A 16,054-nucleotide genomic window follows, 5' to 3' on the forward strand; every position below is an offset into this window, starting at 1 on the left:
CGATGAGCGGACACGTCACCTGCTTTGGCGAAGTGCTGCTGCGCTTCGCCACCCCCGGCCATCGCCTGACGGTGCAGTGCGACGCGCTCGACATGGTCGTGGGCGGCGCGGAGGCGAACGTCGCGGCGGGCCTCGCCTCGCTGGGCCACCGGGTGAAGATGGTCACCCGCCTGCCGTCCGGCCCGCTCGGCGACAAGGCCCGCGCCGCGCTCGGCGCGGCGGGCGTCGATACCGCCCACGTCGGCCGCGCGTCGAAGGACCGTGGCGGCCGCATGGGTCTCTATTTCCTCGAGAGCGGAGCGGGGCTGCGGCCCTCGTCGATCGTCTACGATCGCGCGGGCAGTGTCTTCGCCCTTTCCTCCGGGGGCGATTTCGACTTCGCCTCCGCGCTCGAGGGAGCCCGACTGTTCCACCTGTCGGGCATCACGCCGGCGCTGGGGCGTGGGGGCGTCGCGCTTGCGCAAGCCGCCGTCACCGCCGCCACCAGCGCCGGCGTGCCCATCTGTTTCGACGGCAATTACCGCGCCCTGCTGTGGGACGCCTGGGACAGCGACCCGCGCGGCGTGCTTACCGAATTGATGCAAGCGGCGACGGTGATGATCGGCAACCACCGCGACATCTCGCTGCTGCTCGGCAAGCCGTTCTCGGGCGACCGCTCCGACCGCCGCCGCGAAGCCGCGCTCGCCGCCTTCGACGCCTTCCCGAACCTGCAACTGATCGCCTCGACCGCGCGCCACGTCGTCAACGCCGGCCACCACCGCATCGCCGCCCGCATCGACGCGCGCGAGGACGCCCACCAGACCGCCGAAGTCGACGTCACCGGCATCGTCGACCGCATCGGCACCGGCGACGCCTTCGCCGCCGGAGTGCTCCACAAGTGGCTGGAAGGCGCCGACATCGCCGCCATGGCCGAGGCCGGCCTTGCCTACACCGTCCTCAAGCACACCCAGCCCGGCGACATGGGCCTGGTCACGCGCGACGAACTCGACGCCTTCTCCGCAAGCGGTGGTGACGTCAGGCGCTAGGGCGAGGCGTCATCCACGACCCGGCCGCGATTCTGAATGGCCGAAGGGGAGGACATCAGAATGAATAGCCACACCGCGATCACAAGGCGCACCCTCGTGAAGTCCGCGGCGGGACTGGCCACGTTCACGGCGCCGGCCCCGCTGCTCGCCCGCACCATGAAGCCACCGCGCGTCGGGCGGTACACCGGCGTGTCGGAAAGCGGCGTCCAGGCGTTCAAGGGCATCCGCTACGGTCGCGCCGCACGCTTCACCCGCGCCGTCGCCGAGCCATGGGACGGCCCTGCCCTCTCCGCCGCGACGTTCGCACCCATCTGCCCGCAACGCGCGATGGCGGACGAGCCGCAGGCGGAAGACTGCCTGTTCCTCAACGTCTGGACACCGGAAGCCCACCCCCGCGCCCGCCGGGCAGTGATGATCTATTTCCACGGCGGCGCCTACACCACGGGGTCCGTCACCGACCCCCTCACCCACGGTGCGAAGCTGGCAGCCGATGGCGACGTAGTGGTCGTCACCGTCAACCACCGGCTCAACGCGCTTGGCTATGCCTGGCTCAAGCCCTTCGGTCCGCGATATGCCGACAGCGGCAACCTGGGCCAGCTGGACCTGGTCCTGGCCCTGCAATGGGTCCGCGATCACATCGCTGAATTTGGCGGCGATCCGGCCCGGGTCATGGTGTTCGGCCAATCCGGTGGCGGAGCCAAGATCGCGACGCTGATGGCGATGCCGGCCGTCAAAGGCCTGTTCCACTCGGCCGCCACGATGAGCGGCCAGCAGGTGCAGGCCAGTGGGCCTGCCCACGCCTGGGCTCGCACGCAGGTACTGATGGAAACGCTGAAACTGGCGCCGGGCGACGTCGAGACCTTGCGCACGATGCCTGTCGAGCGCCTAATGGAAGGCCTGTCCGCAACCGATCCGGTGATGGGCGGTAGCGTCTACTTCGGTCCTGTTCTCGACATGACCAACCTGCCGCGCCATCCGTTCTGGCCCGACGCCGCGCCGCAGTCGCTGCACATTCCCATGATCCTGGGCAACACCTGCGAAGAAACCCGGGCCTTCCTCGATCCGCGCGGGCCGAAGCTGCAGGGTTTGGCCTGGGATAACCTGGCGGCGCGCATCCTCCCCGAGATCAAGGTCGACCTCGATCCGGTCTGGGTCGTCGACCAGTACCGCCGCCACGAACCGGGCTGGACGCCCGAGCAGGTGTACTACGCGGCGACCACCGCCGGACGCTCGTGGCCAGGGCAGGTCATCGAAGCGGACGCGCGGGCTGCTGCCGGGGCACGGGCAACCTGGGTCTACCGCCTCGACCGCCGCTCGCCACTAGACCCTTTGCGGGGCGCGGCCCACACCGACGACATCCCCTATGTCTTCGGGACATTCGCCGCGCCGGGCAGCTTCTCGGGCGTCGACGACGGCGCCCGCAAGCTCGGCGCAGCGATGGTGCGAGCCTTCACCGGCCTTGCCAAGACGGGACGGCCGGGCCTTGCCGAGTGGTCTGCCTATGGCCTGCCCGGTCGCGCGACGATGGTATTCGACGACACCGCACGCATGGAAAACGATCCACGCCGCTGGCAGCGCGAATTGTGGGCACTCGCGCCTTACGTCCAGCCCGGAAGCTGAGGCGCTTCCCCGACCACTCTCAATCGTCCTTCGGCGGGTTGGGGTAGGCGATCACCAGCGACAGCGGCTCCGCACCCTTCTGCCAGATGCCGACCACCGCGCCGCGATAGAGGTAGGCCGTCATGCCTGGCCCGAGCCTCGCACGCTTGCCGTCCGAGACGACTTCCCCTTCTCCGGCCATTACATAGTAGACCTCGTCGTGATCGATCGGATGTTCGCCGATGGCCGCTCCCTTGTGAAGGACCCGCCGCCGGAATTCCATCGCGCGTGGCGCAGGGGCCATGTCGGAGATGCGGTAGGCGGTGCTCATGCCGATCGCCCCGTGCGGCGGAGCCTCCTCGCGGACGGTATCGCGTTCGTCGATGACCGCCATCGACAGTGCCGTCGCGCAAAGCAGGGACAGTGCAGCGATCACTTCCCGAATCCTTCCATGGTCCCGTCGCGATCTGGCGACATTACCCGCCTCGCCAGACCCGCGAACGAGGTGACAAGGGCCGCATCGCCGCAACCAACCACCGCGTGGGAGCAGAACCGGATCGCAAACATAAGCTTATGATAAATATATGGAATAGTTTTCAAACCTTCGCCGGTCATCGCTATTTTCCTCCCGTTCCCACAGGTTCTTGACACGGTCGTCTTCCTGCGTCACTAATTAATGACACCGGTTACCAATGCCTGCAAGGAGGAACGTTGGAACCGGAGGGGCGATTTGGAGATCGCCTTCGATGCTCCAAAAAGGGGCGGGAGCAGAGGTGCCGGAACAGAGCGCAAGCGTTTCTCCACGCTTCCTCCTGACACCGGTATCATTCGGCCCGAGAGGGTCTTGAGGGGATGTTTGTGATGCGACAGGGTCTATTCGGAATTTCGCTATTCAAAACCGCGTTGTTCGCCGGCAGCGCGCTTGCCCTGCCGCAGGCAGGGATGGCGCAGGCAGGGATGGCGCAGGAAACTGGCGATGCCGGTGCCACGACCAGTCCGGCGGGCAATCCCGGCACCTCCGTCGATGACGACGTAGCGCAGGAAATCATCGTTACCGGCTTTCGCCAGTCGCTCCAGGCCGCCCTCAACGTGAAGCGCGAATCGATCTCGGCGGTGGACGCGGTCGTCGCCGAGGACATGGCCAAGTTCCCCGACCAGAACCTCGCCGAATCGTTGCAGCGCATTCCGGGCATCTCGATCCAGAAGGATGGCGGGGAAGGCCGCGCAATCACCGTTCGCGGCCTTAGCGCCCAGTTCACCCGCGTCCGCGTAAACGGGTTGGAGACGATTGCCACCAGCTCCGACGGCGCCTCGGCCAACCGCGACCGTTCGTTCGATTTCAACGTCTTCGCCTCGGAACTGTTCAGCAGCCTCGTCGTCCACAAGACCGCCGAAGCCAGCCTCGACGAGGGCTCGCTGGGCGCGGTGGTGGATCTCAATACCGGCAACCCGCTATCGGGCAAGGCGGGCTTGACCGCCGTGCTCAACGTGCAGGGTTCGTACAATGACCTGTCGAAGAATGTCGGCCCCCGCATGGCCGGGCTGCTGTCATGGCGCAATGATTCCGGCACCTTCGGCGTCAACCTTTCGGCGGCCTATTCACATACCGACACGATCGAGAACGGCAACAACTCGGTGCGCTGGTCGCAGGCCTACTTCAACTCGGTCGACGGCAACCCCTGCTTCTATTCGAACGTCGGTCCGAGCGGCGGCGCCCCGGTCAATTCGGGCGGTGGCTATCGCCCTTCCGAGGCGTGCGACGCGGCCAGCCTCGCTTTCCACCCGCGCATCCCCCGCTACGGCGTGGTGGAGCACGATCGCAAGCGCCTCGGCCTCACCGGCTCGATCCAGTTCGAACCCAGCGACAGGACCAAGTTCTCGATCGACGGACTCTATTCTTCCTTCAAGGAGACCCGCGCCGAGCAGTGGCTCGAAGTCCTTGCCAGGTCGAACGAGCGCCGCTTCGATGTAGTCGACCCTGTTTACGACGATGATGGCAACATGGTCAGCGCCACGTTCAACAACGCCTACGTGCGAACCGAAAGCTACCTGCGCAAGTCGAAGACCGAATTCTACCAGGTCGGCGCCACGTGGGACCAGGAAGTCGGCGACAAGTTCCGCTTCACCGTGCTCGGCGGCATGTCGCAGTCGAATGCCGACATCCCAGTCGAAACGACGATCGCCTACGACAACAAGACCGCGAACGGCTTCAGCTACGACTATTCGGACATGAAGTCGCCCTTGCTCAACTACGACATCGACGTGACCAGCCCGGCCAGCTTCCAGCTCGCCGAAATCCGCGACCGCCCGTCCTACGTCAAGAACCGCTTCAAGACCGCGCAACTGCGCACCGAGTGGGACATGGCGGACGGCTTCACCGTCAAGGCCGGCGCGGTGTGGCGGCGCTACAATTTCCGCACCCAGCTGTTCATGCGTGACACTGCGGCCTGCGGCGCCAACGGTACGCAGGACTTGATCCTGGGCACCGTGACCTGCTCGGCCAGTGTCTATGGCCTGCCGGTGACGTCCGACATTTCCGACCTAATCAAGCTGGGCGACGCCGGGCAGCCGAGCGGAACGACCAACGAGTGGCTGGTCGCCGACATCGCCAAGGCGGCCGCCTATACCAACCTTTACGGTCGCACCGCCAAGGAGGATTTGGGCAACAACCGGCGGGTGCAGGAGACCACTTCGGGCGGCTACCTGCAGTTCGATGTGAAGGGCGAGATCTTCGGCCTCGAATACGCGGGCAATGCCGGCATGCGCTATGCCCACACCAACCAGCAGTCGACCGGCTACACCGCTGGCGTCGCGGCGACCGTCGAGCGCAGCTACGACGACTGGCTCCCGTCGATGAACCTGGCGTTCTATCCGCGTCACGACGTGATCCTGCGCGGTGCCGTAGCCAAGGTCATCACCCGTCCGTCGCTGGGCAACCTCAACCCCGGCGGTTCGGTAGACGGCTTCAACTACCGGGTGACTTTCGGCAACCCGTTCCTCGATCCCTACCGCGCGACCAACTTCGACGCCTCGATCGAGTGGTATTTCGCCCCGCAGGCTTTGCTTTCGGTGGCAGGCTTCATCAAGAAGATCGAGAGCTTCCCGGTTGCGGGCCAGTACACCGCCACATTGCCGCAGCTGGGCCTCGGCCGGGACGTGCTGGGCACCAGCACACCTGCTTATATCAACTACGATCCCAACCAGGAGTACGTGGTGTCGGCGCAGGTGAATGGCGAGGGCGCGACGCTCAAGGGCGTCGAAGTGGCCTTGCAACTGCCCTTCAGCTTCCTGCCGGGTTTCCTGAGCAAAACCGGCTTCCAGGGGAATGCGACTTTCATCAAGAGCAGCGCCGACTACACCATCACCGGTCCGGCCGTCTCGGCCTGCACACGCAGCGGCACGACGGGCGCCTGCACCCTCACCGGCGTCACCGCGGTCTACTCCAACACCCTGCTGGGCGTGTCGAAGAAGGCCTGGAACGCCACCGTGTACTACGACGATGGCAAGTTCAGCATCCGTGGATCGGTGAGCTATCGCGGACCGTTCGTCGATGCGACCAGCGCAACGGGGAATATCTTCGAAGGATATGGCTCGTACACCAGCGTCGATGCGGCGATCCGCTACAAGGCGACCGAGTGGCTTGAACTGTCGATCGACGGCAATAACCTGACCGACGAGTACCGCTACCGCTTCAACGACGTCTACGCGACTCGCAATTACGAGAACAACCACTTCGGCCGCACCATCCTCTTCGGCGCGCGGGCGAAGATCTGATATCCCTCACCCTATGCGCGACCTGTCGTCAAGGCGGCGGGTCGCGTATCTTTTCGGGATTTCGCTGCCCCTGAATTTCGTACGAAGCGCGGAGAACATGCCTTGGACTTCGATCGCAGGACCCTGATCGCCGGCTCCTTCGCGGCGGCTGCCCTGGCCCCTGCGGCCATCGACAGCGCGGCGGCGCAGACGCCCCCGCCCACCACCGACCGGGCGCAACCTCCCGGCCTGCCCCAGCCGAGCGAGACGATCGACCTGTGGCCCAAAGGACCACCGGCCAGACTCGAGGCCACGCTCGTCGAGACGGTCAGCGAACGCTCGACCGATACACTCGTCACCGACCGCGCGGTCCATGGCGTGACCCGCCCGCGCATGGTCGTGTTCCGTCCCGACCGGCCCAACGGCGCGGCGGTGATGGTTACTCCGGGCGGCGGCTACCAGCGGATCGTCATCGACAAGGAAGGCTACGAGATCGCCCGCTGGCTGACTGCCCGTGGCTTCACCGCATTCGTCCTGTTCTATCGCCTTCCCGGCGAAGGCTGGTCGAGCGGCCCGGAAACAGCACTGGCGGACGCGCAACGCGCCATGCGCCTCATCCGCCACCGCGCGCGTGACTTCGCCATCGATCCCGAGCGGGTGGCAGCGATGGGCTTTTCGGCGGGCGGCCACTTGTGCGCAGACCTGGGCGGGCGTTTCGCGGCCCCGGTCTATTCCGCGATGGATGCAGCCGACAAGCTTTCGGCCAAGCCGTTCTGCGCAGCACCAATCTATCCCGTCGTCAGCATGGACCCGGGAATCGCCCATGCCGGCTCGCGCACCCTGCTTCTGGGCCCATCGCCCTCGGCGGCGCTCGAAGCAGCGCACTCACCCGACCGCACCGTGCCCGCGGGCGCTCCGCCGCACTTCCTCGTCCACGCCGAGGACGACGATGTCGTGCCGGTCGAGAACACGGTGCGCCTGCGCGCCGCGCTCAAGGCACGCGGCATACCGGTGGAGACGCACCTGTTCGCCAACGGCGGCCACGGCTTCGGCTTGCGCCGCGCCATCGGCAAGCCGGTGGAGGCATGGCCCGACCTGTGGCGGGCCTGGGTGCAGACCATCGGATTCGGCTGACGGGCGCAAACCTCAGTCCCCTGGAACCCGCTTCAGCCCCCCATCTCCGTCGTTCGTCGCCACGGCCACGATCATGGCGACGAACGCCAGGTTCACCTTGCCGCCCTGCGCTTCGCCCATTCGATCCATCTTCTCTGGCAGTATCTTGCTTTATCTTTCTAATTTCGTCCCGATCGGCGCCGGTCAGCGCCAGCCGGCATCGACGAAGTACTCGTGCCCGGTGCACATCCGTGCATCGTCGGAAGCCAGGAACAGCGCCAATGCCGCCACGTCGGCAGGCTGGATACGGTGCTTGAGGCACTGCGCATCGAGGATGTCCCGCTCGCCTTCGGGGGTGTACCACTTTTCCTGCCGCAGCGTCTGGACGTTGCCCGGAACGATGGCGCAAACGCGGATGCCCTTGCCGCCCAGTTCGCGGGCCATGGCGCGGGTCATGCCCTCGATCCCTGCCTTGGCTGTCTGGTAAAGCGCCAGCCGGTCGAGCGCGAGATGCCAACTGATCGACCCGAAGTTCAGGATGACCCCGCCCCCGGCGGCTTCCATGAAGGGCACGGCGGCCTGCGCGGCGAAGAACAAGTGGCGCAAATTCACTGCCATGCGTTCGTCCCAGTATTCCGGGGTCACCTCGGCGATGGCGTGGCGATCGTCGTTGGCGGCATTGTTTACGAGGACGTCGAGGCCGCCCAACAGCATCTGGGCCGCCTCGACCTGCGCTTTGACGAACCCAAGGTCCTTCAAGTCGCCGCGCGCGAAAAGCGGGGTAAACGCCACGTCCCCATCCAGCCGCGCGACCAGCGCTTCGGAAGGTTCCGCAGCGATATCGACGAATAGGACTTTCGCGCCCTGCCGCGCGAAGGCCTCCACCAGCGCCGCTCCGATCCCCGATCCGCCCCCCGAGACGAACACCCCCTTGCCGGCGAGCGAAGGGTAGCTGGTGGTGTTGGCGATCCTTGCGGCATGGGAGGCGAGGGTTGTCGGCATGGTCGTCCTGTGATCGAAAAAAAGGTCAGCCGACGACCAGCTCGACGCGGTTCGCGCCGAGGAGCCCGCGTGCGGCGAGGTTACGATAGAGCGCGGCGATGCCCGTCTCCCATGCCGGCGCATCGCGTGACGTCACGACGGTGTTGACCAGCGTGCCGAGACGTTCGCTGGAGATCGTCACCACGTCGCCGACCTTGTGCGTGAAACCCCGGCCCGGCGTGTCGCGGTCCTGGGTCGGCGCGAACAGGGTGCCCAGGAATAGCACGATGCCATCCGGGTACTGATGCTCGCTGAAGGCCTGGCCCAGCAGGTCGAGCGGGGACCGGCTGATTTCCGACATGCGGCTCTCCCCTTCCAGCAGGAAGCCTTCCGGGCCCTCGATCCGCAGAAGTACGCGTGCCGCTTCGACGTCTGCTATCGTGAAACCCGCGTCGAACAGGCGCACGAAAGGTCCGATCGCGCAGCTGGCGTTGTTGTCCTTGGCCTTGCCGAGCAGCAGCGCAGAACGCCCCTCGAAGTCGCGCAAGTTGACGTCGTTGCCCAAGGTCGCGCCCACGGCGTTTCCTTGCGCATCGGCGAGGATGACGATTTCCGGCTCGGGGTTGTTCCAGCCCGAATCCGAGCGGACGCCGACCGCCGCGCCGGAACCAACGGTGGCCAGTACCGGGGACTTGGTGAACACTTCCGCGTCCGGCCCGATCGCGACCTCCAGGTATTGCGACCACATAGCGTCCTCGATCAGCGTCGCCTTGAGCGCCGCCGCTTCGGGCGAGCCCGGCACGATTGAGCGGATCGAGCCGCCGATGCGCGCTTCCAGCCCGCCGCGAATGTCTTGCGCCTTGTCGGCATCGCCGCGAGCACGCTCCTCGATCACGCGCTCCAGCGCCGATACGGCGAAGGTGACGCCGGCGGCCTTGACGCATTGCAGGTCGATCGGGCTCAGCAGCGCGGCCGCGGCAAGCACGGTTTCGACGCTGCCCAATGCCACGCCGAGCGCGGGGTCGAAAGCGCCCTGTTCGACGAGATCGGAGACGGTGGGGGCAACGTGGCTCATATCATGGACGAGGCCGCCGCCGAGCAGCACGGGCGTCGGCCCTGCGCCGAAATCGAGACGACCGAGGAAGGTGCCCTCGTGCCAGTCGGCGGGGAGCATGGAGAAGGTCGACGTCATCTCGGCGATATCCTTGCGATGGTAATTCCCGACCGGACGCTTTTCTCCGGAACGCCGGTTCGGCCCGGCCGGCGCCGCGTGGGAGCGACGTTCATCACAGCGCGCGGAAAGTGAAGTTGCGGAACCGCGCCTCGCCCGTACCCGCCGCGTAGAGGCCGGGTCGCAGCATGAGGAAGCCACCGCGCACGTTGTGGTGATAGCCAGAGACTTCCATGCCGCGATCGAACCGCTTCCATGTCCTGCCTCCGTCACCGCTGGTGTGATACGAGACGATATGGTGATCGATGCGGACCCGCATCAACATCCGCCGGCCGTGCGAGTGGACGGGGCGACCGCGCTCCATGCCGTACTGGTGGGTGACGAACTTCGCCTCGTCGAAGCCGAGGCCTGCGTAAAGCTGGTGATCGTAGAACAGCACCAACCCCGCCGTGGTGCCGGGGTCGATCTCGATGTCGCAATGGAACTCGTAGGCCTGGTCCCCAGCGATCAGCAGAAGTGGCGAGGAATCGACCGGGGCCGTGCCCCTGCCTGCAAGGTGCAGGCATTTGTCGGCGACGCGTGCTCGCGCCTTCTCGTCCGGACCGGGCTTGAAGAAATTCCAGCGCCGGCCGAGTTCGAGGGTGGAGAAATTGTCCGAGAGCGCAATGCCGTGCGAGCCGGACTTGCTGCCCCCTTTTGGCGCCGCGATCGGCTGCGAAAGATCGCCGCCCTCCATGCGGAACCAGCCGTCATCGGTCCAGGTGACGGGGTCCAGCAGGGTTTGGCGCCCCAGCGTCCAGAAATCGCGCTCGTAGCCATGATAAAGCGACCACCAGGAGCCGTCGGGGCCCTCGAACAGCGTGGCGTGGCCGCGCGACCACCATTTCTCGGCCAAATCCTTCGTCCGCACGATCGGGTTGCGCGGGCAGTTCTCCCACGGCCCGTGGATCGACTTCGAACGCGCGGCAATCACCATGTGCCCGGTAGGCGGACCGGCCGTACCCCCGACCGCGGTGATGAGGTAGTAGTATGCACCGTGCCGCACGATCTTGGGCCCTTCGGGCGAAAATCCCTCGACGTCCCAGTCCTCGGGATAGTGCCAGGGATCGTAGACGTGTTCGACCTTGCCTACGGTCGATAGCCCGTCCTCGCTCAAACGGATGCGATCACCTCCCGACAGGAACAGCCAGCGCAAGCCGTCCTCGCCCACGGCATGGCCCGGGTCGATGTGGTCCGGCAGGCCGAGGTCGATCGGATCGCTCCACGGCCCTTCGATCCGATCCGCCCAGATCACGTAGTTGGCGTTTGGGCTGGCCTCTGCCGGGAAGTAAATGAAATAGCGGCCACCATGCTTGCAGATGTCTGGCGCCCAGACCGACCCGACGTTCCTGGTCAGCGTGGCAATGACCGGCTGCCAGTTGAGCAGATCGCGCGAATGCCACACGACCAGCCCTGGATAGGAATCGAAGGTCGAGAAGGTCATGTAATAGTCCTTCCCGTCCCGCATGATCGAGGGGTCCGGATGGTCGCCCGCCATCAACGGGTTGAGGAACCTACCGTCTCCCAGGTCGGCGATGCGCTGACCGTCGAAGCCCCGGCGATAAGCAGGAGAGGCTGGCGCCGGATCGATGCCGGCGCCAGACGACGTCACGCGCGAGGAGGCAGGCGATCCCGCACCCAGCGCCGTCATCGAAACGGCTCCGAGCGCTGCGGCCAAAGCTTCCCGACGATCGATTTTCACGCGTCTCTCTCCATCTTCCCATTTTATGCTAGCGCTATCATGTATGTCACCGGTGTCAACGGAATTGGCCAACTGCGTTTGGGTATCGAAGACTAAGCTTGGCTTGCGATGACGGATGCGCGCGGCCGTCGGTGCCTTACTTGCGAACCATGCGAAACTGTGAGGGGGCCAGTGCTTCGCGGGAGAACCGTGCCATCCGCACTGCGCCATGGAAGAAGCTCACCCGGCTGTACCGCACGCCTACGGACGTGCGGCCGGGGCCCTGTGGGCGGAAGGCCACCCTGGCCTCGCCTTCCAGGACTCCGTCGACATAGCTGCGGTAGGTAGTGCCGTCGAAGGTCTGCGCGACATGGTACCACCGACCGATCGAATGCAGCCTGGCCGGGTCGATCAGGGCTTGGGCGTAGCCCGGTCCCTTGACGAAAGTATCGAGATACCAGGAGTTTCCGACTACCCGGATCTCGAACAGCATTCGCGTCTGGTCACCCGGATCGTGCGAGGCCAGGTGCATCCAGCGTTGCTCGAAAGCGCCTCCGTCGGGCCTGAAGATCGCCTCCGCCGTGAACCGTGCCGCGCCGGCCAATGGGTGCCGGTCGAGATAGATGGCATCGTCCAAGCCGTCGAAGGCGATGGCTGCGCCGATCGGCGTATCGACCACTCTGGGCTCTCCCAGGACCAGGGGGGTAAGGCCGCCGATATGCTCGAGGTTATCGAAACGCCAGACGACCTGCCCCGGCCGTGCCTGCAACGCGCCCGGCATCAGTGCGGCGGCAAGAAGCAATATCGCGGCCCGTTTCATAGCGCTCCCCTTCCTTCACGATTCAGCGCGGAGGCACGTCCAGAACCACCACGTCGTTGCGCCGGGTTATCTCGGGACCGCCCGTCGACACCCTGACCTGCAGAATCCGGGATGCTCCGGCCGGCACGGATAGCGTGACGCGGGCGGTCTTTGGGGCAAGGTCGAGCGGCGCCGCCAGCGGCGGGATGGGTGCCGAGGCCAGCACCTTGCCATCCACCGTTTCCAAAGTGACCGTACCGGCGGGAGCGGGTACGGAGCCAAGGCTGTGCACGGTCAGGCTCAGGCGGTTGCCCTTGCGCACCACGTCGTCCGGCCCGATGCCGAGGTCCGGCCGATGCTCGGGCTGCAATGCGGCTTTCTGCTTGAGGGTGAACGTCATCTCCGTGCCCTGCCCCGGCGCGAAGACCACCGGCAGCGAGCCGCTTCGCTCCAGTTCCACTTCGCGGGAGACGGAGCCCTGCGTCATCGTCCAGGTGCCAGCAGTGACGTTCCAGGTGCCCATGTCGGCGCGCTGTTCGGCATCCGTCGTGTTGTACGCGGCGACGGTGAAGCGATCGGGCGTCGCGTCCCGTACCAGGATCGCCACCTTCACCGCGGCTTCGGGATCGGCGAAACGCCAGCTCACCGCATTGCCGGGATAGGTCTGGTTCCGCTTGAGCGCGATGCCGCCCAGCCGCTCGCGCTGGAGCAGTTCGTTCGGCGCCTCGACACGATCGCTCCACCAGTGGCCATGCGTGTACATGTACATGTGCTGGCTCTTGTCGGCGATTCCGGCGGCGTTGAGTGCCTCGAGCCAGGCCTTTTCGCCAGTGCCGTTCCAAGCCTCGAAACGGGCGAAGTCGTTCCCGGCCTCGGCGCTCCCGAGCACGCTGCCCTGCCAATCCTTGCGCCGCCCCAGGACGGTGATCGCGTTCTCGTTGATTTCCGACAGTACGCCGACGTTGCCCTTGCCCACCCGGCCAAGGACGGGACGCAGGTACTTGTCATCCCCCGTGAAACGCCACGCCGCCCAGGCCGACTGCAGCGGCAGGGTCGCACCTCCGCCATCCCCCGCGCGCTCGGTGTCATGGTCCCAACTGATGTCGTTGGGGAAGCGCCACAGGCCGTCGGCATCCTGCTTGCCGTGCGCCAGCAAGCCGTCCATCATCCCCGTCACCAGTGCCCGTGCCGACGGATCGGCGTTGTAGACCCCAAGCAGGATCGGCGTGTGCATGATGACAAAGCCGTAAGGCTTCTGCCATGCCCAGGGTTCGTCGCGGTAGATCTTGCGTCCGCCGTACCAGCTAGACGACAAGTGCATGTGCCCGGCCGGATTCACGCGGATCACGTCGCCGAGGGCTTTCACGGTGGCGAACATCCGCTCCAACGCCTTGGGTTCGCCCCAATTGAGGTAAAGCCGCTCGGCATCGGAATTGATGCCTTCCTCGTAGACGTGCAGTTCGTCCGTACTGATATAGCTCAGGCCGTCGACGATCATGCCGTTGGCATAGACCGCGTCCGACAGTGCCTTGAGCGATGCGTTGATCTTGTCCGGGTCCACTCCCATGAGCGCAAGGCCCGGCCATTGCTGCGTAAGGTCGGTATCGTCGGAAATGCCGCCGCCGAAATCGCCGTATGCCACCTGCCGATTGTCGATCCACCAGTTCACGAACCGGCGCGTCAATTTGAGGTCTTCAAGCTGCCGGAATGCCCAGAGCGGCATGCCGGCGGGGGCCTCGGGCTGGGTGAAGGGCGGTAACTGCCCTTCGGAATAGCCGATATCCGCCCAATAGCGGCGCGCTTCGAGGTTGTCGGGGTCGACGCGCAGCAGGTCGGTAATGTCGCCATGAAGCCGGCGATAGAGCGCGGCCCTCTTCGAGGCCGTGTGCTCTTCCACCAGGAAGGCCCAGTTGTCCTTCACCTGGTTGAAGCGATCGGCAACGTGCTCGATTTTCGCTTGCGCCCTGTCCTTGAACACCAGCCGCACCGTCATGCCGTCGAGCGACCTGGCGCCGAAGTCGGAGGAAGCAGAGGCGATCGTCAGGTAGAGGCTGTCCCCGGTCAGGATGCGATCGCGCAAGTCCAGCCACAGCGTGCGCGGCTGGCCCGGGCGGACCGAGACCTGGACGTCGATCATGTCACGATCGGGCCAGATCGGGTCCTTCACGCGGATGTCGAGCGCAATCAAGCCGCGCACATCACCCTTGCCGGCAATCGCGGGCAAGTCGATCGCGATCCCGTCGAGCCCGTCGTGGCTGTTTTCCCAACCATAGTTCCAGGCCCGGGCCAAGGGGCGCCCGGCCGGCGCATCGCCGAAGTTGGAAGGTATCAGGACATGGACGATGGGCATAGCGGCAGTGTCCCGCGCCAGGCTTCCGGCGGCTGCGGCGCTGCCCGCACCCGGCGCCACGCGTACCCCGGCGCTCGGCAGGGCGACCACGGTCGTACGCTCGTTTGCCGGGTAGCGACCCGCGATATGCGCGTTCAGCCTGGCGAGCGCGCCAAGGTCCGGCGCGATCGAAGCGTTGACGGTGTAGCTGAGCTGGAAGGTGCCCTCCGGCACCCGCCCGGGATGGATGTCGTAGGCCCAGATTTCCTGGATCGGCTGCTCCTGCATCGCATTGGTGAAACGCAGGGTCCCGCCTGTCTTCGTCGGTGTGTCGGTGATCGAGCGAACCACGCCTTCGGGCCGCGCGGCCAGTTGGCGCCAGGTTCTGCCGTCGCCGGACCAATCCAGCGAGCCGTAGGCCGCCCCCCGGATCTCGACCCTATTGAAGGTGACATTGTCGGGAAGCGCCAGTTCGTAGGTCTTTCCGCCCTCGACGTAGACGTTCCAGTCCGGCAACTGGAAGTAATCGTCACGGCCTGGAAGGCGCGAGCGATTGTAGACGCCGGGCCAGGTCGTCTCGGCGATGCCGTCGACCCCTTTCCACATCCATTCCTTGAGGTCCTTCGCATCGGCGAACTCGACCTTGCGCACGACCGTTACGTCCTGTTCGAGCGCCGGCGGAGTCTGTGCGTCCCAGCCGAAGCGATGCAACCATGCCCGGCGCACGGCGGCAGGCAATGGCGCGGTCGAGCCCCCCGTCGCAGGCACCTGCCTGACGGCCAGGCGCGCGATATCCTCGCCCGCCAGCATGTGGTCATGGACCCGGATGTCGTCGAGGTCCGAACCGCGCATGAAGTTGTACCGGCTTTGAACCTGGTGCGGCGCGATCACGCGGCCCGCGAGCCCGAACTGGTCGAGTGCCATGTCGAGGTCCGCCGCCTGGTCCCTCGCGGCGACCTGCTTGCCGTCCCAGAACAGGCGCACGCCCCGGGTCTCGTCCCACGCGAAGGCGAGATGGTGCCAGGCGGCCGGGTCCGGCGGCGTGGGAATGGTCCAGCTCACCCTGATCCGCGAAAGGTTGGCATCGGTCACGAAGGCGTCGAACCCGTGCCCGTTCCAGTCGATGCGCAGGAACGCCATGTCCCAGCTCGAATGATCGCCCGCACTGGCCCGGAAAATGACGAAAGGCGCCTCGCCTACGGGCGTGCGACTACGCCAGAAGAAGGACAGGGTGCCGCGCTGTGCGAACATGTTTCCCGGCGCTTCCCAGGCGACATAGCCCCCGTCGGACCAGCGCCCGGCCCCGCCGGAGGCGCCATCGGGAACGATGGCGACGTCGCTCTGGAAATTCGGCACGGTTGCGCCGCCGGCTGTCGTGGCATTGAAATCGTGGTCGAGCGGAGCGTGGAACAGCAACCCTTCCCCACCCTGAGCACATGCTGCTCCCGATCCGGCCATCAGACCGACGCCCGCCGCAACCAGCGCAAGGCGCGAGAACGTCAAAGGCCTGCGAAATCGCCGAATGGTGAAGGACACCTTGTTCTCATCCCCTGCCTGCGCGGCC

General features: G+C 65.9%; 11 protein-coding genes. 4 read left to right on the plus strand and 7 right to left on the minus strand.

Features of this window, described 5'->3' with window-relative positions:
- The first annotated feature begins 2 nt into the window (after positions 1-2).
- Both ACFFDA_RS01965 and ACFFDA_RS01970 read left to right on the plus strand, forming a co-directional pair.
- The gene (locus ACFFDA_RS01965; RefSeq protein ID WP_404477915.1) at positions 3-1,025 is read left to right on the plus strand and encodes a sugar kinase; all 1,023 of its coding nucleotides are present in this window, start codon (positions 3-5) and stop codon (positions 1,023-1,025) included.
- A gap of 60 nt (positions 1,026-1,085) precedes the next feature.
- Positions 1,086-2,645 (plus strand): carboxylesterase/lipase family protein, encoded by a 1,560-nt coding sequence (locus ACFFDA_RS01970; RefSeq protein WP_404477916.1) that lies wholly within the window; start codon positions 1,086-1,088, stop codon positions 2,643-2,645.
- Between the two features lie 19 nt (positions 2,646-2,664).
- Here the strand turns inward: ACFFDA_RS01970 and ACFFDA_RS01975 are convergent, their stop codons facing one another.
- The gene (locus ACFFDA_RS01975; protein ID WP_404477917.1) at positions 2,665-3,060 is read right to left on the minus strand and encodes a cupin domain-containing protein; all 396 of its coding nucleotides are present in this window, start codon (positions 3,058-3,060) and stop codon (positions 2,665-2,667) included.
- Positions 3,057-3,239 carry a hypothetical protein gene (locus tag ACFFDA_RS01980; protein ID WP_404477918.1) on the minus strand — a complete coding sequence of 61 codons (183 nt, stop codon included), beginning with the start codon at positions 3,237-3,239 and terminating at the stop codon, positions 3,057-3,059. The genes ACFFDA_RS01975 and ACFFDA_RS01980 overlap by 4 nt, the downstream gene beginning before the upstream one ends.
- A 246-nt stretch (positions 3,240-3,485) precedes the next feature.
- Between ACFFDA_RS01980 and ACFFDA_RS01985 the strand changes: the two genes are divergently transcribed.
- Both ACFFDA_RS01985 and ACFFDA_RS01990 read left to right on the plus strand, forming a co-directional pair.
- Positions 3,486-6,398, plus strand: coding sequence for a TonB-dependent receptor (locus ACFFDA_RS01985; RefSeq protein WP_404477919.1), 2,913 nt, complete (start codon positions 3,486-3,488; stop codon positions 6,396-6,398).
- A gap of 102 nt (positions 6,399-6,500) precedes the next feature.
- Positions 6,501-7,511, plus strand: a complete 1,011-nt coding sequence (locus tag ACFFDA_RS01990; RefSeq protein ID WP_404477920.1) for an alpha/beta hydrolase — start codon at positions 6,501-6,503, stop codon at positions 7,509-7,511.
- Positions 7,512-7,694: 183 nt separating this feature from the next.
- On the opposite strand, the gene ACFFDA_RS01995 is transcribed toward ACFFDA_RS01990, so the two are convergent.
- The 5 genes from ACFFDA_RS01995 to ACFFDA_RS02015 all read right to left on the minus strand — a co-directional run bounded on the left by ACFFDA_RS01995 (position 7,695) and on the right by ACFFDA_RS02015 (position 15,948).
- Positions 7,695-8,492, minus strand: coding sequence for an SDR family NAD(P)-dependent oxidoreductase (locus ACFFDA_RS01995; protein ID WP_404477921.1), 798 nt, complete (start codon positions 8,490-8,492; stop codon positions 7,695-7,697).
- Positions 8,493-8,517: 25 nt separating this feature from the next.
- Positions 8,518-9,663: a fumarylacetoacetate hydrolase family protein gene (locus tag ACFFDA_RS02000; protein ID WP_404477922.1), complete on the minus strand. Its 1,146-nt coding sequence runs from the start codon at positions 9,661-9,663 to the stop codon at positions 8,518-8,520.
- A 94-nt stretch (positions 9,664-9,757) separates the two neighbouring features.
- A complete protein-coding gene (locus tag ACFFDA_RS02005) occupies positions 9,758-11,332 on the minus strand; it encodes a family 43 glycosylhydrolase (RefSeq protein WP_404478286.1) in 1,575 nt (524 codons plus the stop codon).
- Between the two features lie 187 nt (positions 11,333-11,519).
- A complete protein-coding gene (locus tag ACFFDA_RS02010) occupies positions 11,520-12,182 on the minus strand; it encodes a LamG domain-containing protein (protein ID WP_404477923.1) in 663 nt (220 codons plus the stop codon).
- 22 nt (positions 12,183-12,204) lie between these two features.
- Positions 12,205-15,948: a LamG-like jellyroll fold domain-containing protein gene (locus ACFFDA_RS02015; RefSeq protein ID WP_404478287.1), complete on the minus strand. Its 3,744-nt coding sequence runs from the start codon at positions 15,946-15,948 to the stop codon at positions 12,205-12,207.
- Positions 15,949-16,054 lie beyond the last annotated feature (106 nt).

The sequence above is a fragment of the Novosphingobium sp. BL-52-GroH genome (assembly GCF_044813085.1).
In the GTDB taxonomy this organism is placed as follows: Bacteria; Pseudomonadota; Alphaproteobacteria; order Sphingomonadales; family Sphingomonadaceae; genus Novosphingobium.